The organism is Streptomyces sp. NPDC051018 (assembly GCF_044456085.1).
Classification (GTDB): Bacteria; Actinomycetota; Actinomycetes; order Streptomycetales; family Streptomycetaceae; genus Streptomyces.
This window is the reverse complement of record NZ_JBITFN010000001.1, coordinates 318,616-337,524: the sequence shown is the minus strand read 5'-3', so window position 1 is coordinate 337,524 and position 18,909 is coordinate 318,616. Positions and strand designations below refer to the sequence as shown.

General features: G+C 71.1%; 12 protein-coding genes and 1 pseudogene. 10 read left to right on the top strand and 3 right to left on the bottom strand.

Going from position 1 to position 18,909, the window contains the following annotated elements:
* Positions 1-23 precede the first annotated feature (23 nt).
* A pseudogene (locus ACIBCM_RS01330) lies at positions 24-167 on the bottom strand (SDR family oxidoreductase); the annotation flags it as partial.
* Positions 168-293: 126 nt separating this feature from the next.
* Here ACIBCM_RS01330 and ACIBCM_RS01325 point away from each other — a divergent pair.
* Positions 294-2,285, top strand: coding sequence for a recombinase family protein (locus ACIBCM_RS01325; protein ID WP_399238848.1), 1,992 nt, complete (start codon positions 294-296; stop codon positions 2,283-2,285).
* Here the strand turns inward: ACIBCM_RS01325 and ACIBCM_RS01320 are convergent.
* Positions 2,227-3,372: a Rieske 2Fe-2S domain-containing protein gene (locus ACIBCM_RS01320; RefSeq protein ID WP_399238846.1), complete on the bottom strand. Its 1,146-nt coding sequence runs from the start codon at positions 3,370-3,372 to the stop codon at positions 2,227-2,229. The genes ACIBCM_RS01325 and ACIBCM_RS01320 overlap by 59 nt on opposite strands.
* A 266-nt stretch (positions 3,373-3,638) precedes the next feature.
* Here ACIBCM_RS01320 and ACIBCM_RS01315 point away from each other — a divergent pair, with 266 nt between their 5' ends.
* The 9 genes from ACIBCM_RS01315 to fxsT all read left to right on the top strand — a co-directional run bounded on the left by ACIBCM_RS01315 (position 3,639) and on the right by fxsT (position 16,366).
* The gene (locus ACIBCM_RS01315) at positions 3,639-4,586 is read left to right on the top strand and encodes a LysR substrate-binding domain-containing protein (protein WP_399238844.1); all 948 of its coding nucleotides are present in this window, start codon (positions 3,639-3,641) and stop codon (positions 4,584-4,586) included.
* A 97-nt stretch (positions 4,587-4,683) separates the two neighbouring features.
* The gene (locus ACIBCM_RS01310; RefSeq protein WP_399238842.1) at positions 4,684-5,688 is read left to right on the top strand and encodes a mandelate racemase/muconate lactonizing enzyme family protein; all 1,005 of its coding nucleotides are present in this window, start codon (positions 4,684-4,686) and stop codon (positions 5,686-5,688) included.
* Positions 5,689-5,838: 150 nt separating this feature from the next.
* Positions 5,839-6,726 carry a catechol 1,2-dioxygenase gene (gene catA, locus ACIBCM_RS01305; protein ID WP_399238840.1) on the top strand — a complete coding sequence of 296 codons (888 nt, stop codon included), beginning with the start codon at positions 5,839-5,841 and terminating at the stop codon, positions 6,724-6,726.
* 68 nt (positions 6,727-6,794) lie between these two features.
* Complete coding sequence (locus tag ACIBCM_RS01300) at positions 6,795-7,076, top strand: muconolactone Delta-isomerase family protein (RefSeq protein ID WP_399238838.1); 282 nt, start codon at positions 6,795-6,797, stop codon at positions 7,074-7,076.
* A 526-nt stretch (positions 7,077-7,602) separates the two neighbouring features.
* A complete protein-coding gene (locus ACIBCM_RS01295) occupies positions 7,603-7,950 on the top strand; it encodes a CU044_2847 family protein (protein WP_399238836.1) in 348 nt (115 codons plus the stop codon).
* 70 nt (positions 7,951-8,020) lie between these two features.
* Entirely contained in the window at positions 8,021-9,139 is a 1,119-nt protein-coding gene (locus ACIBCM_RS01290) for a trypsin-like peptidase domain-containing protein (protein ID WP_399238834.1), read from the top strand.
* Complete coding sequence (locus tag ACIBCM_RS01285) at positions 9,136-10,656, top strand: hypothetical protein (RefSeq protein ID WP_399238832.1); 1,521 nt, start codon at positions 9,136-9,138, stop codon at positions 10,654-10,656. The genes ACIBCM_RS01290 and ACIBCM_RS01285 overlap by 4 nt, the downstream gene beginning before the upstream one ends.
* Before the next feature lie 23 nt (positions 10,657-10,679).
* Positions 10,680-11,750: an AAA family ATPase gene (locus tag ACIBCM_RS01280; RefSeq protein WP_399239797.1), complete on the top strand. Its 1,071-nt coding sequence runs from the start codon at positions 10,680-10,682 to the stop codon at positions 11,748-11,750.
* Positions 11,747-16,366, top strand: a complete 4,620-nt coding sequence (gene fxsT, locus ACIBCM_RS01275; RefSeq protein ID WP_399238830.1) for an FxSxx-COOH system tetratricopeptide repeat protein — start codon at positions 11,747-11,749, stop codon at positions 16,364-16,366. The genes ACIBCM_RS01280 and fxsT overlap by 4 nt, the downstream gene beginning before the upstream one ends.
* On the opposite strand, the gene ACIBCM_RS01270 is transcribed toward fxsT, so the two are convergent.
* The gene (locus ACIBCM_RS01270) at positions 16,271-18,679 is read right to left on the bottom strand and encodes an aKG-HExxH-type peptide beta-hydroxylase (RefSeq protein ID WP_399238828.1); all 2,409 of its coding nucleotides are present in this window, start codon (positions 18,677-18,679) and stop codon (positions 16,271-16,273) included. The genes fxsT and ACIBCM_RS01270 overlap by 96 nt on opposite strands.
* Between the last annotated feature and the right edge of the window lie 230 nt (positions 18,680-18,909).

Sequence of the window (18,909 nt, the reverse complement as noted above, 5' to 3'; positions counted from 1 at the left end):
CTCCCGCCGGGGATCCGGCCGCGTCAGCCGAGGTCCCCGCCCGCGACGGGCAGAACGGTGCCGGTGATGTAGGACGCCTCGTCGGAGGCGAGGAAGACGATCGCGGCGGCCTGCTCGTCGAGCGTGCCGTACCGCTTCATCAGTGAGGAGCCCACCGTCTGGTCGACGATGCACTTCAAGGGCGACCCGGAGCCGGAGATTGACATCTCCTGGACCTTGACCGGGCCCAGTCCAGGCGCCTACCGGCGCCTGATGGACATCATCTTCACTCCCATTCCCGACGGAGACTGATTGTGAGTCAGACGCTCATGCGGGCCATCGCTACGGCCCTGCGCACGCACGGCCACCTCCGGGTGGTCGCCTACGTTCGGGTGAGCACCGAACAGCAGATCAGGGGCTACGGCCTCAGCTACACCCTGAACAAGATCAAGAGGCACATAGAGGCCAAGGGGGACCGCGTCCTGGTCGGCACGTACTCCGACGAGGGAGTCAGCGGCTCCCTGGAGGCCGCGCAGCGCGAAGACCTCACCCGCCTGATGCGCGATGCCCGGTCCACCCCCCGGCCGTTCGACATGGTCACGGTGTACGAGGCCCGCGGCGCAGGCCGCGGCGGCCGGGCCCTCTGGCCCTGGATCTGGGAGCTGGAAGACCTCGGCATCGCCACAGCAGTGGCGATCGATGATCTCGACAACACGACGGACGAGGGCAAGTCCCGCATGTCCAAGGCCGCATCCGAGGCGGAGGCCGAGCGGATCCTGATCCGGGGGCGCACTCAGGGCGGCCTTCAGGAGAAGGCCGAGATCGGCCCTGCTGGGACGTATCTCGGTGGCCGTGTGCCGTACGGCTGGCGCATCGCGGATCAGGGCAAGACGGGCCTCTCGCGGCTCGTGGTGGACGAGTGCTCCGAGGGTGAGGGGCCCTGTCCGAAGTGCGAGGCCGGCGGGGCCCGTATGGGGCGCCGCCTCTTCGTGGAGCATCTGAACTGGTCCCACTCTGCCCGGCTGGCGACCGCAGCGGGCTACCGCAAGCGCAACGGTAGACCGTGGGACGGCCCCGGCCTGGAACGGTGCGTGCGCCGGGCCATCCGGGCCCGGCGGCTGTTCCGGGACCCCGGGCACGGACTGACGATCCTGAACGTCGATGGCACTCCCTTTTACGGGAACACCGTCGAGATTGACTTGCCGCCGATCTTCACCGAGGAGGAGGCGGAGGAGTTCGAGCGTGCCGAGGGCAGGCGCCCCGCACGGGCGCCGCATACCGGCTGGAACGAGTACCCGCTCAGCGGCCACATCGTGAGCGCCTGCGGCCTTCGGTACATCGGCTTCAAGTCGCACGCGTCCAGCCCGCGGATCTACCAGTGTCAGGGGGTGCAGCCGAGTCACATTCAGGCGAACGGGGGACGCTGCTCCTGTCCGCGCCTGGACGCCAGGGCGACGGAAGCCAACGCCTGGCTTCGGGTAAGTCGCTTCCTCGGCGACAAGGGCCGCCTGGGTCAGATCGCGGAGGACTGGCTGAAGACGAAGAAGACGATGAATATCGACTACGTGGCCCGGGTGGCTGATCTGGATCAACAGCTTGCCGAGGTGGCAGACGCCATCGCGGTCACTACGGTGACCACGGTCCGCCAGGCCCTCCGGAGCGGGCTCAACCGCACCGAGGCCGAAGATCGGGCCCTGCGGGCGGTCAGGCCGCTGGGGGAGGAAGAGGAGGCCCTGAGTAAGCAGCGGGAGGAAGTGCTCTCCTGGCAGCGCGAGGCCGCCGAGATCAACAGCCGGGCAGAGAGTCTTCGGTCACTGGCCGACCGCGCCCAGGTCCAGCTGGAGCGCCTGCCTGTGGCGCGACAGAGCGAAATCTATGACTTGCTTCAGATAGAGGGAGCGATCGCGGGGCCGGTCCCGAAGGGCGTCCCTGGCCCTCCGTGCCCCATCACCTCCTGGTTCAGGGAGCACGGGCGGACGGTCCCGGACCTTACCGACGAGGGGTGGGCGGACGTTGCACAGTTCGCCGGGCCCCGGCGGCGGAGGTTCCTGGAGGGGATCTTCCACAAGGCCCGCACGGGGTGCCCCTGGTCCGCGATCCCGAAGGAGTACGGAGCCGTCCGTCATCCATGGCTGGAGTGGTCCCGCTCCGGAGTCATGGTTCAGATCCTGGATGCGCTGGCCGGTCGGCCGAGTACTCCGCCATTCGAGGCCGACCTCACCCCGCCTCTGCTCCTCCGGGGCAAGCTCATTCCCGAACTGCTTTTGCAGGATAGGGACTCAACAGGCCCATCCCGGTCGCGTTGAAGAAGTCCTCGTACTGCCTGATCCGGGCGGCGCGGGCCTCGGGCGATTCCCCCTTGGGGGCGATGCAGTAGATCGTGACCTCCGTCCGGTCCACGGAGACGGGCCGGAAGTGCCGGATCTGGGAGCTGAACTGATCCATCAGATAGACGTTCGGATAGAGGCAGAGGTTGCGGGAGACACCGATCATCCAGTCGGCCCGGTCCTCGCCGAAGGACGCGACCAGTTCGTCCCGCTTCTCGTTCAGCGGCCGGTTGGCGGGATCGAGCCACTTCGTCCACAGCAGCAGATGGCCGTGGTCGAAGGAGTAGAAGCCGCCCTTCTGCTTCGAGCAGCCGCCGGCGTCCATGGCCTTGGTGTCGTTGGCGGACTCACCCGATGTACGGCGGGCGGTGGTGGCCGCGTAGTTCCAGTGGGTCGCCGAGACGTGGTAGCCGTCGGCGCCGTTCTCGGTCTGGAGCTTCCAGTTGCCGTCGTAGGTGTACGTGGACGAGCCGCGCAGCACCTCCAGCCCGTCCGGGGACTGGTCCACGATCATGTCGATGATCTTCGCCGCCTCGCCCAGGTGCTCTTCGAGCGGCTTGACGTCCGGGTTCAGGCTGCCGAAGAGAAAACCCCGGTAGGCGGCGAAACGGGCGACACGGGTGAGGTCGTGCGAGCCGTCCTTGTTGAACTGCTCCGGATATCCGGCGTCCCGCGGGTCCTTGACCTTCAGCAGCCTTCCGGTGTTGCTGAAGGTCCAGCCGTGGAACGGGCAGGTGAACGTCGTCCGGTTGTCGGTCTTCCGCCGGCACAGCATCGCGCCCCGGTGGCTGCACGCGTTGATCAGGGCGTGCAACTCCCCTTGCTTGTCACGGGAGATGACGACGGGCTGCCGTCCGATGTACGTGGTGAAGTAGTCCCCCACCCCGGGAATCTGGCTGTCGTGCGCCAGATAGACCCAGTTCCCCTCGAAGATGTGCCGCATCTCCAGCTCGAAGATCTCCTCGTCGGTGAAGATGTTCCGGCGGACGCGGTACACGCCGTTGTCCGGATCCTCCACCAGGGCGTCCTCGACGATGGTGCGCGCACGGCTGCGGGCTTCGGCCATGGTCCCGTCCCTCCGGGTAGCTGGTAGCTCCGGCCACCGGACCGGTGACCGCTCATGACGCTGACGTTTCAGCATCATGACAGCGGGGTGAAGGATCGGGCCCCAGGCGTTTCCCCAGGGTTGACCCAGGGGGGTATTGATATCTCCGGCGTCTCAATAAGCTCACATCAAGTATTTGTCGAGTATGGGATTCCCTTCCTACGATGATGTGCAGCAGAGGCTCATTCGAGGGAGTTCTCCCGAAAAGCCCCCCGAGGAGTTTTCCGATGGAACTCAGAACCCTCCGGTATTTCGCCGCCGTCGCCGAGACCCGGCATTTCGGCAGAGCCGCAGAACGGCTCCATATGGCCCAGCCCCCGCTTTCCCAGGCGATCCGCCGGCTGGAGGCGGAACTCGGTGTGGAGCTGTTCAGCCGCACCACCCGGCAGGTCGCCCTGACGGGTGCCGGAGAGGTTTTCCACACCGATGTGCTGCGCATCCTCACCTCCGTCGACGAGGCGGTGGCCCGGGTGTCGCGGTTCGCCTCGGGCGTGGAGGGGGTGCTGCGGATCGGGCTGACGGGATCCGCCTCGTACCGCCAACTGCCCGTACTGGCCCGGCTGGTGAAGGAGGAGATGCCGGGCGTGATGCTGGAGGTGCACACCGAGATGCTCACCCCCGCACAGGAACGGGGACTGGCCGAACGCAGCCTGGACGTCGGGCTGCTGCGCCCGCCGGTACGGCAGGAGGGCATCGCCCACCGGGCGGTCGCCGACGAGCCGCTGGTCGTGGCCGTGCCCGCGGCGCACCCGCTCGCCGGGGCGGACACGGTCCGCGTGGAGCAGCTGCGGCACGAGGACTTCATCATGTACGGCGCGGCCCTCAGCTCCGTGGTCAACGACACGGTCGTACGGAGCTGTCTGGCCGCCGGGTTCTATCCGCACTGCGCCTACGAGGTCACCGAGACCTCCGCCGCGCTGGCCCTGGTCGCCGCCGGGCTCGGGGTCGCCGTACTGCCGGACTCGATCCGCTCGGCGCCCCGCGAGGGCGTCCTGTGCAGGACCGTCGAGGACGCGCTGCCCGTACGGCTGGACCTGGCCTGGCGCGCGGACGACACATCGCCGCTCCTGAGGAATCTGCTGGAAATCCTCGAAAAGCACGACGTTTTCCTCCACGGACCCGAAGGGCCCGAAGGACCGGAAAAAGGACCCGAAGGACTCGAAGGAGCGGCATGAAGATCGCCCGGATCGAAGCGATCCCTTTCTCCATTCCCTACAGAAAGCCGCTCAGATTCGCCAGCGGCGAGGTGCACACGGCGCCGAGCACGTCCTGGTGCGCGTCCACACGGACGACGGGCTGACGGGTACGGCGGAGGCCCCGGCCCGGCCCTTCACCTACGGCGAGACGCAGGAGTCGATCGTCGCCGCGATCGACCGGCTCTTCACCCCGCAGCTCATCGGTCTGTCCCCGCTGGAGCGGGAGGCCGTGCACGAACGGCTCGACCGGGCCGTCGGCAATCCGACCGCCAAGGCCGCCGTCGACATGGCGCTGTGGGACATCGTCGGCCAGGCCGCCGGAATGCCCGTCTCGGGGCTGCTCGGCGGATACGGCGACCGGATGCGGGTCAGCCATATGGTGGGCTTCGCGCCCGCGGACCGTACGGTCGCCGAGGCCGAGCGGATCAGGGACACCTACGGCATCACCACGTTCAAGGTGAAGGTCGGCCGGCAGCCCTACACCGAGGACGTCGAGGCGTGCCGGGCGCTGCGCAGGGCCCTCGGTCCGGCGGTCGAGCTGTACATCGACGGCAACCGGGGCTGGACGGCGTCCGACTCGGCGCGGGCCCTCGCGGAGATGGCCGATCTGGGTCTGACGTTCGCCGAGGAACTCTGCCCCGCCGACGATGCCCTCGGGCGGCGCTGGCTGGTGAGCCGGAGCCCCGTCCCCTTCATCGCGGACGAGAGCGCCACCCGGCCCGCCGAGGTCACCCGTGAACTGCTCGGCGGCTCCGCCACCGCCATCAGCGTCAAGACGGCCCGTACCGGATTCACCGCTTCACAGCGGGTGCTGCACCAGTGCGAGGGTCTGGGCGTCGAGGTGGTGATGGGCAATCAGATCGACGGCCAGATCGGCAGCCTGTGCACCGTCGCCTTCGGCGCGGCGCACCGCTCCACCACACGCCGGGCCGGCGAACTGTCCAACTTCCTCGACATGAGCGACGACCTGCTCGCGGAGCCGCTCGTCATCGAGGACGGCGCCCTGCGTATCCGGGAGGGCGCGGGGCTCGGCATCGAGATCGACCCGGAGAAGCTGGCGCGCTACCGCCAGGACGGGTGAGGGCCCCTCCCTCCGGCGCCCGGCGCCCCGCGTCCACGTACGGAGCGCGCGGAACAGACCGCGCAGAACAGCCGACCCCGAACAGACCTCATGCAGACCTCGTACACACCTCATGCAGACCTCACCGAACGGAAGAGAACGGAAGACGACATGACCGACACCACTGTCCGCGCCGAGCAGCCCGCCGAGCAGACCGATTCCGCGGTGCAGGCGACCGCCGCCGCCTCGGGAGCCGCCGCGACCGACCGCTTCCGTACGAAGCGGCTCGCCGGGACCGCGGCCGACACCGAGCGGGTCAACACCCTGGCCACCGAGGTCATCTCGGCCGTGCACGAGGTCATCCGCAAGCACAAGGTCACCTACGCCGAGTACGACGCCCTCAAGGCGTGGATGATCCAGGTCGGTCTGGACGGCGAGTGGCCGCTCTTCCTCGATGTGTGGATCGAGAACGTCGTCGAGGAGGTCAACAGCGAGGACCGCCAGGGCAGCAAGGGCACCATCGAGGGCCCGTACTACGTTCCGGACGCGCCCTCCTTCCCCGCCGAGGCCACCCTCCCGATGCGGGAGGACGAGGGCGGCACCCCGCTGCTCTTCCAGGGCCGGGTCACCTCGGTGGACGGCACCCCGCTCTCCGGCGCCAAGGTCGAGATGTGGCACGCCGACGCCGACGGCTTCTACTCGCAGTACGCCCCCGGTCTGCCCGAGTGGAATCTGCGCTGCACCGTCGTCGCCGACGAGGAGGGCGGCTTCCGTATCCACACGGTCGAGCCCGCGCCCTACCAGATCCCGACCGACGGCTCCTGCGGCCGGCTGATCGCCGCCGCGGGCTGGCACGCCTGGCGCCCGGCCCACCTCCATCTGAAGGTCTCGGCCCCCGGCCACCAGCTGATCACCACCCAGCTGTACTTCCGTGGCGGCAGCCATGTCCAGGACGACATCGCCTCGGCCGTCAAGCCCGAACTGATCCTCGCCCCGGCCCCGGCGCCCTCCGGCGACGGCAACGAGGTCACCTACGACTTCGTCCTCGACCGGGCCTGAGCCCACCCCTGCCCGGGCCCCTGACACGGGGCCCGGCACGCGAGCAAGCACACCGTGGAGGTACGACGATGCTGTTCGCAGTGACCATGGACGTGGCGATCCCGCACGACCTCGACCCCGGGGTGCGCGCGGACCTGGTCGCCCGCGAGAAGGAGTACTGCCGGGAACTCCAGAGGGCGGGCGTCTGGGTCCACATCTGGCGCTGCGCGGGCCAGTACGCCAACCTCGGCGTGTTCGAGGTGTCGGACAACGAGCATCTCCACCAGGTGCTCTGGAACCTGCCCCTGTTCCCCTGTCTGACTTTCTCGATCACCCCACTGGCGACGCACCCGTCAGCACTGTCCGGTTAGTGTCCGAGCGGGTGACGGCGCTGACGGACTACGACGGACAAGCCCGGACATCTGCGGACCATCACCGCTGGTGAGAGGCGTACTGGCCGAAGGCGACACCCCGCCCGGGTTGCTTCGGGACCAAGAGGTGAGACACCGGGTTCTCCCCTGCCCGGCGGGGGGGTGTGGGTTGGATGGAGCGTTCGTTCCAATGAGCAAGGGTGTCGGAGGACGACCTTGGGACTGGTCGCCCCGCCCCGATGCCGGCGTCCGGCCGAGGAAGCGCGGTCGTCCCGGCCGTAAGACCTGAGCAAGAGCACCTCGGCGTACGGAGTCCCGGACCGTCTCGGGCAGGGCATCCCGGGTCCGCGCGATCCGGACGATCACCGGCGAGGTCCCCAGGCGGTACACCGAGCACCGCTCTCGCGTCGGAGCAGGGCGAGCAGGCGCACGGCTCTCGGTCCGGAGCTGATGGCGTCCGTATCCCGGGCCCAGTACCGTCGGGGGCTTGCGTACGTCATGACGCCCAAGGCCCAGGGGGAGCCCGATGGTTGAGCTGGTTCGCTTTCGTACCGAGGACGGCGGCGAGGCCGTGGTCGAGATCGCCGATGACGAGCCCGGGGTGGTGTCCGTCTCCCGGGTCGGTGACGCGATCGCCGATGCCACCGGCTCGCTGGAGGCCGGGCTCGACCGGGTCCGGGCCCTCGCCCGGACCACCCTCGACCGGCTTGTGGCGATGCCGGAGCCGCCGGAGGAGGTGACCGTGGAGTTCGGTGTCCGCTTCAACGCGAAGGCGGGCGCGGTGATCGCCCATACGGAAGCGGAGGGCCATCTCAAGGTTTCCATGGTCTGGCGGCGCGCCCCGGGAGGTGCGCCGGGGCAGACGGGCCCGTGAAATCCGCTTTCCACTCGTACACTGGACACAGCGAGTGTGGGCACGGTGACTCTCGGGGGAGACGATCTTCGTGGGGCCGGAACGAGGCCAGGTGCGGGTGCTGTCCCCGGACGGCACATTGTGGGGGGCCGGCGTCCTGGTGGCCTCCGGGGGGACAACAGTCCGCGTCCTCACATGCGCGCATGTGGTGACCGCGGCTCAGCCGGGGGCCGTAACGCACCTGGAGACGACTGTCCCTGACGGGCCGACAGCAGCGGCAGTCCCCACAGGCCCCCCGAACCACATGGACCTCACGGCCCCCTCGCAACCCCCCGCGGCCACACCGAGCCCCGCGCCCTCCCCCGCCGTCCTCGTCGACCTTCCCGGCCGCAGCTGGTCGGCGCCCGCCCGTCCGGTGCCGGGTGCCTGGTCCCCCGCACCGCCGCTGAACGGGACCGTTCCCGGTGCGGAGTTCCACGGCAGCGCCGATTTCGCCGTCCTGGCGCTGGATGCCGGGCACCCCGGATTCCCGCGCGGCTGCGGCCCGTTGCCCCTTGCTCCCTGCGGCACTCCGGACGGGCGGCCGGTCGCGGTCATCGGCTACCCGCGCGGCGCCCCCGCCGGACTGATCGCCACCGCGCGGCTCACCGGAGGCGGCGGCCCCTGCCCCGACTGGGTGCAGCTCGACGGTCTCCACAGCACCGGTGCCGCGGTGGAGCGCGGCTTCAGCGGCGCGGCCGTGTGGGACCCGGCCCGGCGGCGGGTCATCGGGCTGGTGACGAGCGCGTACACCGACCGGACGGCCAAGGTCGCCTGGATGCTCCCGGTCGAGGCGGCCGTACGGCTGTGGCAGCCGCTCGCCGGAGCCGTCCGGGCGCCCGCCCGGCGCCCCTGCACTCCCCCGCCGCTGGAGCGGCAGTACGAACTCGCCGACGCGCTGCTGGACGTCCCGCAGATCGGCTACGACTCCGGGCGCGCCCTGCGCGACGCGCTCCCGCCCGCCGTCCGCCGCAACGTCCGTGACCACGCCTGGCCGCGCCAGCAGCTCCAGGCCGTCGTCCAGAGCTGCACCGACCAGCAGGACGGTTGCCCGGCGCTGCGCTCCGCCGTGCTCACCCTCGGCGGCGGCTCGTCCTCGGCGCACCGGGCGGTGGAGCTCCTCGACGGCATCTGCTGCGCCGGGGGCCCCGGATCGGAGGACGGTGCATGACGATCGCCCACCGGGTACTGCCGAGGTTCCTGATCGACGCCGTGGCGGACGTCGACTGCCTCCAGGACGCGAGAACGCTGCGACAGGTGGTGGAACGGCTGGGGAGCCAGGCGCGCGCGGCACTGGACACGGCGGGCGCGTCCCGGCGCGGGGTGATCGTGGAGCTGATGGAGGAGCTGTGCGTACGGCCCGTGGGGCTGGCGCAGCTGGTCGAGGCGCTGGAGATGCGGGAGGGCAACTCGGCCGCGATCCGCAGACTGAAGTCCGCCACCGCCGCCTGGGAGGTCGATCTCTTCGACGACGAGGAGTGGGACGAGATCATCGGGCTGCTGGACGGGGTGCGGATCCCCGATCTCCACCGGCGCTACTCCCTCTTCCTCCACGGGCTGGGTCTGCTCGCAGCGCCGTTCCACTGCGTGGAACCCTGGGCGGTGTTCCTGCACGCGGCGACCCTGAACGCGCGGCCCGGGGAACCGCTGCCCTGCTTCCAGGTGCTCCAGCGGCTGCTGGCGCTGGGAGCCGAGGGCGAACAGCAGATTCGGATCATCGAGTGGGCGCGGGACCATGAGCCGTACCGCGCCGACCAGGGGCCGTCCGGGGAGTCCGGCCCGTCCGGGGAGTCCCGGCGGTCCGAGCCGTGCGGGTCGCCCGCCGAGAAGTCCCCGGCCCCGGAGCGGACCGATGTCTGGAGTCCCTCGGACTACCTCATCATCCGGCTCCATCGTCTCCTCGACGCCTCGGAGGGCAGGGATATGCTCCTCTCCCACTGGTGGCGGGTCCAGCCGGGGGAGCAACTCCGGGGCGAGGACCGCCGGATCGATCTGAGCGATGCCGAGAGGGAGGTGCGGGCCCTGGTGCGGCAGGCGGAGAGCGACTGGGCGTACTTCCTCAAATCGGATCTCGCGTTGGAGTTTTTCCTTCCTCAAGATCTCCTCAACCTCGGTGTGGAACGATGGCGCAAAGCTTCGTTCCAAGGGGTGGGCGCCGTGCTCGGGGAGGACCATCAGGTCGTCGTACGCAGTCTCGACAGACTCAACCGCCGTGACATGCACGGACGTTGGGGAGAACGTTGGGACTCGTTCGCGGACGGCCGCGCCGGTCGGGTCCATTGGTTTCCCGAGGACGGCGGGACCCGGGTGCACCCCGGGCCGCAGCCCGCGGTCGTCGTGCTGAGCGGACCGCCCGGCGGACCGCGCGAGGGGTCGGCGGCACACTCCGAACCGGACGAGCTGAGCGAGGCACTGCGCAACGGTGTTCCGGTGGCCCTGTGGGACAGGAGGGAAGAAGGCGACCCGTTGTTCCGGGATGCGCTGCGCTCCCTGCTGGACCGTCACGACCCACGGGAATTACCGGCCGTTGTCAAGGCGTTGCGCATTGCGTGCAACGGACGCGATCCTGAAGGCGACATGATGATCGGCCGTTATGTCGCTCTGCTGTGGGACGACCCGAACCGGATGCCGGCAGCGCCTGCGGGCACCCCGTCGGCTGTACCCACTGATGGGGAGGAGGGCCCTTGACGCTTCCCGACGACATCCCCGTCATGGACGGCGGGCCGGGCTCCGCCGCCAACCGCTGGTGGATCTACCGGGGTACCGGTGAGCCGCTGCGCGACACCACGCTGGGCGAGCTGCTGCCGGAGCCTCCGCCCTGGCGCCGGTTCGACGGCGGTCCGCTGCTCGACGCCCCGCCGGCCGACGACGCGGAGATCGAGCGCCGTCTGGGCGCCGCTCCCCCGGGCACCGGGCCCGCCGGCGTCGCCCGGACCGAGGCGGACATGGTGAACGCGGCGCTGCTGCTGCGCCGTCCGCTCCTGGTCAGCGGCCGTCCGGGCACCGGCAAATCCAGTCTCGCGTACCGCGTGGCACGGGAGTTACGTCTCGGCCGGGTGCTGCGCTGGCACATCACCAGCCGGTCGACACTCCAGCGCGGACTGTACGAGTACGACGCGATCGGCCGGGTCCAGGACGCGGCGGCCGGCCGGGCGGCGGCGGGCGAGAGCGCCGGAGAGCAGGCCGAGCCGGACATCGGCGCGTATATCCAGCTCGGGCCGCTCGGGACGGCGCTGCTGCCGTACGGGGAGCCGCGGGTGCTTCTGATCGACGAGCTGGACAAGAGCGATCTCGATCTGGCGAACGATCTCCTCGGCGTGTTCGAGGAGGGCTCCTTCCAGATACCGGAGCTGCGGCGCGCCCGGCGCAGGCACCCGACCGCCACGGTGCTGACCGACGATCCCGGCGGCGAGGCGGAGATCACGGGGGGATCGGTCACGTGCCACGCCTTCCCGCTCATCGTGATGACATCCAACGGCGAGCGCGAGTTCCCTCCGGCGTTTCTGCGCCGCTGTCTGCGGCTGGACATACCGGAGCCCGGCGCCGACGAACTCGCCGCGGTCGTGGCGGCGCACCTCGGGCAGGACACCACCGACCAGTGGCGTGACGAACTCATCGCGCGCTTCCTGGACCGCAGCCGGGAGCGGGGCGGGCTCTCCATCGACCAGTTGCTCAACGCCCTCTATCTGACGTCCGGGCAGCGCGGCCCCGAGGTGGCCGAGCTGGCCGAGAAGTTGTGGCACCACCTGAACGGGAGCGGGCCCGGAACGAGGACAGGATGACCGGGCGGGCACAAGGCCCGTCGCCGCAGGTGTCCCAGTGGGAGCTGTTGGACGCGCTGTATCTGGCGGCCTGCCAGGACGCGGCCGCGCCCTACCCGTACCGCGACTGGCTGCCGGGGCGGTCCGGCGCGGGCTCCCCCGGCGCCCGGGCCGGACGGATCACCACGGCCGACCCGCACCGGGACCCCGACAGCCCCGACACCCCTGGCTTCCCCGGCTCCCCCGGCCACTTCGGCGGCCCCGGGAGCCCCCGCCCGTGGGACGGCCCGGACACCGCGGACGGCTCCGGGCCCCCTGACGGCTCCGCCCCCGGCGGTGACGGAGGTGACGGCAACGGCGGTGACCGGGGCCGTGACGGTGAGGGTGAGGGCATACCCCGGGCCGCCGGGACCGCCGGGACCAACCGAACCGCCGGAAGCCGGGATTCCTCCCGCAACGGGCATGTCCCACCGATCCCGCGGATCCCACCATTCCCGCTGCCCCCTTCCATCCCGCCGCCGCCGGAGTACGACAAGGACGGCGGCCCGTACCCGTTCGCCGGGTCGGTGGACCCTGACGGGCCGGCGGCAGTCGCCCCGCCGTCCGGCCCGATCGCCGATCGGCTCGCCGCGGCGGCGGGCTGGACCTGGCCGGTGTTCCCGCGGCAGCAGGGCGAGGTGACCGGCGTCTGGCCCGCCGCCCCGGCCCTGCCCCACAAGCTGGCGCTGGCCAGGTCGCTGCGCCCGCTGCGGCTGTACCGCACCCGGCCCGATCTGCTCGAACTGGACGAGGACGCCACCGCGGAGCGTGCCGCCGCCGACGGGCTGTGGCTGCCGGTCTGCCGCAGCGCGGAGGACCGGCGGCTCGGGCTGACCCTGCTCGTGGACGACCATCCGTCGCTGTCGATCTGGCAGGACACGGTCCGTCAGCTGCGGGAGCTGCTGGAGCAGACGGCGGCGTTCCGCGCGCTGCGGGCCGCCCCGCTGGACCTCTCGGTCCGGGGCGGTTCCCGGCGTCCGGCGGATTCCGGCGGCCCCGACACGCTGGTGCTGGTGGTGACCGACGGAGTAGCGCCGGCCTGGCGCGACGGCACCGCGGCCGCCCGGCTGCACACCCTGGCCCACGCGTCCCCGGTGGCCGTCCTGAGCGTGCTGCCGCAGGAGCTGTGGGAGTTCACCCTCCCCACCGCCGTACGGGCCGGGCTCGTCGTCCCCCGGACCGCCGCGCCCAACCGGCTGATCGGGATCGAGCACGTCTCCTCCGCCGCCACGGGTCTCGGGGGCGCGCCCCCGGCCGCCCCGGAGGGCGCGGTGGCGGTCCCGGTCGTGGAACTGAGCCCGGGTTCGCTCGACCGCTGGGCCCGTCTGGTGGCCTCCGCCGGGGGCCGGCACCTGGTGGCGGCCCTGCTCACCGGCGCGGGCGGCGATCTCGGGGCGCGCTCCCCGGTGCCGGAGGAACTGCCGGGGCCGCTGCCGGGACGCGCCCGGGAGACGGTACGGCGTTTTATGGCCGAGGCGTCCCCGACGGCGTTCGCGCTGGCCCGCAGGCTGGCGGCGGCTCCGCTGAATCTGCCCGTCATGCGTCTGGTCCAGCGCACGCTGCCCGGCGCGGAGTCCTGGAACCTCGCCGAGATCATGCTGTTCGGTCTGCTGCGGCGGACCCACCCCGGCGATGACGTGGAGGACGCCCAGCGGGTGTCGTTCGACTTCGCCGAGGGCATCCGGGAGGAGTTGCTCGGACTCGGCACGCGCGCGGAGACGATGGGTGTGCTGCGCCAGGTGGCCGCGCATCTGGGTCCCCGGCTGGCGGCCTCGGTGGCGGGCGGCGATGCTTTGGTTGCCTGGCAGGCCGACGCGGCCGACCCGCCGCTCAACGACCGCACCCGCCCCTTCCTCCGGCCGCTGCGGACGGCACTGGGGGCGCTCTCGGGGCCGTACCAGGCGCGCGCGAACCGTTTGCAGCAACTCCTCCACCCCGAGCGCAGTACACCACTCCCACCCGACCCACCAGGACGTATGACACAGGGTCACCGATCAACTACGGTTGATGCCGAGGTGACACACCTGCGCATCGATCCCGTGTCTCCCCCAGGAGGTTCCGTGTCCACCGCGTCGCAGTCCGTTTCCGTGACCCAGCAGAGGGGGTCGTCACCCACCCCTCGGCGGATCGGTGCGAATCTCCCGTTGCGGAACAGGAACTTCACCGGCCGTGAAGAGCTTTTGACGAAGTTGCGTCAGCGCCTGGCCACCGGTATAACCACTGCCGTCCTGCCCGAGGCACTGCACGGCATGGGCGGAGTCGGAAAATCCCAGATCGCAATCGAATACGTGTACCGGCACGGCAAGGATTACGAGCTGATCTGGTGGATTCCGTCCGAACAGACCAATCTGATCGTGCAATCCCTCATCGAACTCGGGGAACAGATGGGATTGCGGGCAGGCGCCGACCGGAGCGCCGTACCCGCCGTCCTGGAAGCGCTTCGCGTGGGCAATCCCTACTCGAACTGGCTCTTGGTCTTCGACAATGCGGAGAACCCGCACGAGGTCCGGCAGTTCTTCCCTCACGACGGTCCAGGACGCGTGATGGTCACTTCCCGCAACTCACAATGGTCCACGCTGGCCAGTTCACTAGAGGTCGATGTGTTCACACGTACGGAGAGCGTCGCTCTGATCAAGCGACGCAGTCCGCAGATTCCCGACGAGGCCGCCAACAGACTGGCCGACGCACTCGGCGATCTGCCACTCGCGGTGGAGCAGGCCGCGGTCTGGCTGGCGGAAACGGGGATGCCCGCGCATCAGTATCTGGATCTTTTCGAGACCAAGTGCTCGGAATTGCTGGAGGTCGCTCCCCCCGCGGACTACGATCTCCCGGTCGCGGCGGCCTGGAATGTGTCGCTCGACCGGCTGCGTGAAGACCATCCGGCGGCCCTCCAATTGCTTCAGATCTGTGCGTTCTTCGCGCCCGAACCGATCTCACGCAATTTCTTCGAGGCCGTACGGGGAGTGGGCGCGCCCGCGGAATTGCGGGCCGCTCTGGACGATCCCATCAAGCTGTCGCAGGCCGTTCGGGAGATCGGCCGCTACGCGCTCGCCAGGATCGACCACCGCAATTCCACGATCCAGGTCCACCGTCTGGTGCAGCGGGTGCTCATCGAACAGATGAACACCCAGGAGCGGGCCGCCATGCGGCACTACGCGCACGAGATCCTCGCCAACGCCGACCCGAGGAACCCGCAGCGCCTGGAGGACTGGCCCCGCTACTCGGCCCTGCTCCCGCATGTGCGGGCCACCCGTATGGTCGAGTGCGAGGACCCGTGGGCCCGTCAGCTCATTCTGAACGAGGCCCACTTCCTGCACGCCCGCAGCGATTTCGCGGAGGCGCTGAACGTCGCCGAGGAGGCGGTCGGGCTGTGGCGCCGGACGCTCGGCGACGACCACGAGCAGGTCATCGCGATGGACCAGGTCCGCGCGCTCGCGCTGCGCTGGCAGAACCGCTACGACGAGGCGTACGAGCTCCAGTCGGAGCTGGTGGAGCGGTGCCGCCGGGTACTCGGCGAACGCAATGAGGTCACCCAGCGCGCCCTGAGCGTGATGGCGATCCTGCTGCGGCTGCGGGGGGACTTCTACCGCGCCCGGGAGCTGGACCAGCGCGCGTACGAGACGACCCTCCAGGCCTTCGGTCCCGACGACCCGGGGACCCTCCAGGCTGCGCACAACTACGCGGTCAGCCTGCGCCTCGCGGCGGACTTCGAGAAGGCGCTGCGGCTCGACGAGGAGACGTACGAACGCCGGGTCGAGGTACTGGGCGAGGACCACCTCCAGACCCTGAGCAGCCTCTACCAGGTCGCCATCGACCTCCAGGAGCTGGGGCGTTACCACGCGGCCGCGGATCATCTGACGATGCTGAGGGGGCTGAGTCTGGAGAGGCTCGGCGAAGAGCACGACATGTCCGTCCGCATCACCCGCGAGCTGTCGGTGACCCGGCGCAAGCTGGGAGATCACCACGGTGCCCTGAAGCTCTCGTCGAAGGCGCTGGAGCTGCTGCGGGGCACATCGGGCGAGGACTCCCTGGAGACGGCGAGGGCCGCGCTCAACCACGCCACGGATCTGCGCCAGACCGGCGATCTCACGGCGGCGGCCCAGCTGGGCCGCCGGACCATGGAACAGTGCCGCGAACTGCTCGGCCCGGACCATCCGCACGTCCACGCCACCGCCACCAATCTGGCCGTGACCCTCCGGCTGCTGGGCAGCATCAGCGAGGCGCACGAGCTGGACCAGGCGGCCGTGGCGGGCCTGAGCGGGGTCCTCAGCTCCAACCATCCCCGTACGCTGCTGGCCAGGACGAATCTGGCCAGCGACTACTACGCGGTGGGGCAGTTCCAGGAGGCCTTCGACATGGACTCCCGGCTGCTGGAGATCAGCACGGCCGAACGCGGCGAGTCCCATCCGGCGACCCTGGCCATCAAGCTCAATCTCTCCTACGACCTCAAGAGCCTGGGCGAGACGGCGAAGGCGCAGGAGACACACTCCGAGGCGCTGGCCTCACTCCGCAGGGTCCACGGGCCCGAGCACCAGGCCACCCTGGACGCGGAGAACTTCAAGCGGGCCAACTGCGACATCGACCTGCTGAGCATCTGAGACCGGGCGGGGATCCGGCGGCTCCGGCCGGATGTCCTCCCGGCGGCCGTGCGGCCGGTCCGCGCCGGGGGCCCCCGCGCCGGAGGCCCGGTCCGGACGCGGCGTACGACCGGGGTCCAGGGTGCGGCCCGGGCCCGGCGTACGGTCCGGTGCCGGCCTCCGATCCGGGTCCGGGATCCGGTCCGGGTCCGGGGTCCGGCGCGTGTCCGGCTTCCGGCCCGCACCGGGCATCCCCAGCCCGTCCGGGGCGGATCGCGGGCCCGGGAGCGCTCCCGCTTGCGGGGTCCGGTGCTCGCCGGCCCCGGGTATTCGCTGGGGCGCTGCCGCCGAGCCGAGCCAGTCGGCGAGTTCCTGCGGGCCCGGCGGTTCGGTTCCGAGCCGGGACAGTGCGCGGTGGAGCGCCAGGACCAGTTCCGGGCGCTCCACCAGCAGACCGCCCCGGGGTTCGCCCGCCAGGCCGACACCGATCCAGGCGGCGGGCAGCGGCTCCCGGGCGGCCGTGCGGTACAGCCGCAGGGCCTCCTTGGTGTCCCCGGCGATCAGTGCGGCGTCGGCGGCGGTGGCACCGGCGATCCCCCGGGGGCTGACGGCCCCGGCGTCCAGCTCCGCCCGTACCCGGTCGAACGCCTCCCGGTCGCTGAACCACAGCCGGGCGAGCCAGGTCCTGGCTCCGCCCCGGGGAGTCGGCCGGGGCGCGGCCACACGGACCGGGGGCAGCAGCGGGGGCGGAGGCAGCCCGTTCAGCAGGCGCTGCGCGAGGGTCTCCGCGCCGTGCTCGTCCACCAGCAGATGGGCGGCCCGCCAGGTGGCCCGTGTGTCCCGGGAGCAGAGCGCGGCCAGTTCCGCCGGGGGCCCGTGGACGGGTTCGGCCCACCACTGCCGTACGGACCGGGTCAGGGTCTCCACCACATGTCCCCCGGCCCCGGTCAGTCCCGTCGCCCCGCGCAGGGCCGCCAGGGCGGTGCGCAACTGCCAGCGCAGCAGCGCGAACTCGAAGTCCGCCCGCTCCCCGTCGACGGCCCGGCGCCGGTGCCAGAAGGCGGCCACCCCGGCGAAGGCGTGCGCCCCGAAGAGCAGACCGCGCACCGGGCGCGGGTCGTCGCGCCAGGGGGCGAAGTAGGTGGGCTCGGGACCGTCGCGCGCGGGCACGAACAGCGGGGTCAGATCGCCGACGGCCGTGAGCAGCTGATGGTGCGCCTCATGGATCAGGGTGGCGGCCAGGGCGGGGGCGTCCGGCGGCAGGGAGAGGGTGATCGAGCCGTAGGCGTCCGGGACGGACGCGCTGATGACGCGCGGACCACCGGTTCCCTCGACCGGGACCAGGGCGCGTACCGTCCCGGCCACCGTCCGGTGGGCCAGGGGGTCCCAGTGGCGCAGCAGTTCACCGGCCTCCGTCAGGAGCGCCCCCCAGCGGGCCGCCTCCCCGCCCGGCAGCTCATCGGGATCGCGCAGGGAACGGAAGTCGCGGTACGGGGACAGATGGTCGAGTACGGCCCCGGATCCGTCGGGTCCGACGACGGGCAGCGGCGACCAGCCCTCGGCGGGTGACGACAGATCCTCGGGCATCCGCACGGAGCCGCCGTCCCCGAAGACCACGGTTCCGCCCTGCCCGCACTCGACCCCCACCACCGCCCACTCGCCCCGGCCCACGGAGCCCGTCAGACCGAGGCTGGGCAACCAGAGCCTGCCACCGCGCGCCGGGACCCGTAAGGAGCAGCGCACGCCCGCCCTGACGGCCGCGGCCGCGGCCAGGGTGCCCATAAGGGTCGCCGCCGCCCAGGGCGGTGGGTCCGAGGGGGCCGTGGGAGCCATCCGGGCGAGCTGCCGCACCTGCTGGAAAGCCCATGCCCCGACGGCGGGATCACCCAGTACGGCCTCCACGGCATCGGGGTCGTCACGCTGTACGGAGGCGAGCAGCGCCCAGGCCACGGCGGGCCGGGTGGGCGGTGCGCCGTGGTGCCAGGAGCCGTCGTCCGGGAGGCCGGAGCCGGAGTGGCCCGAGTGGCCCGAGTGGCCCGAGTGGCCCGAGTGGCCGAGCGTGTGGCCGCTGGTGTGCGCCGTAGGGCTTGAGTGAGCCGGGTGACCGGAGGGACCGGAGGACACAGTGTGGCCGCTGTGCCCCGGGTGGCCGGACGAGATGGTGTGGCCGGAGGGGTCGCCCTGGCCGGACAGTTCGAGGACGGCCCGCAGCGCCAGAAGGAGCCGGCTGCGCTGTGCCGACTCCAGCAGCGCCATGTCCTCGTCGTCCGCCTCACCCGCCGCGACGCGTGTCAGCGTAGGGAGGGGGACCCGATAGGGCTCAGCGTCGATCAACTGTCACGGACGGGCCTGGGGCGCGCCCCACGGGGCGGCGTCGCACGTCGGGGTGAGGCCGCTCTCGCACAAGGGGGCCGAGGCGTGGGCCAGTTGGCCCTGAAGTGCGGCGAGTGCGTCCGAAAGCCCACTCACCTCTCCGAGTTGGTTCAGGGGCACACCTGACAGATCGATGAGGTCCGACCGCAGGCTCCCGGTGGTTCCCGCCGTATACACCATGGCTCCATGGT

Coding starts and splice junctions, on each gene's coding strand:
- catA (WP_399238840.1), top strand. CDS start 5,839: ATGACCGACACCACTGTCCGCGCCGAGCAGCCCGCCGAGCAGACCGAT.
- ACIBCM_RS01295 (WP_399238836.1), top strand. CDS start 7,603: ATGGTTGAGCTGGTTCGCTTTCGTACCGAGGACGGCGGCGAGGCCGTG.
- ACIBCM_RS01280 (WP_399239797.1), top strand. CDS start 10,680: ATGGACGGCGGGCCGGGCTCCGCCGCCAACCGCTGGTGGATCTACCGG.
- ACIBCM_RS01300 (WP_399238838.1), top strand. CDS start 6,795: ATGCTGTTCGCAGTGACCATGGACGTGGCGATCCCGCACGACCTCGAC.
- ACIBCM_RS01320 (WP_399238846.1), bottom strand. CDS start 3,372: ATGGCCGAAGCCCGCAGCCGTGCGCGCACCATCGTCGAGGACGCCCTG.
- fxsT (WP_399238830.1), top strand. CDS start 11,747: ATGACCGGGCGGGCACAAGGCCCGTCGCCGCAGGTGTCCCAGTGGGAG.
- ACIBCM_RS01285 (WP_399238832.1), top strand. CDS start 9,136: ATGACGATCGCCCACCGGGTACTGCCGAGGTTCCTGATCGACGCCGTG.
- ACIBCM_RS01315 (WP_399238844.1), top strand. CDS start 3,639: ATGGAACTCAGAACCCTCCGGTATTTCGCCGCCGTCGCCGAGACCCGG.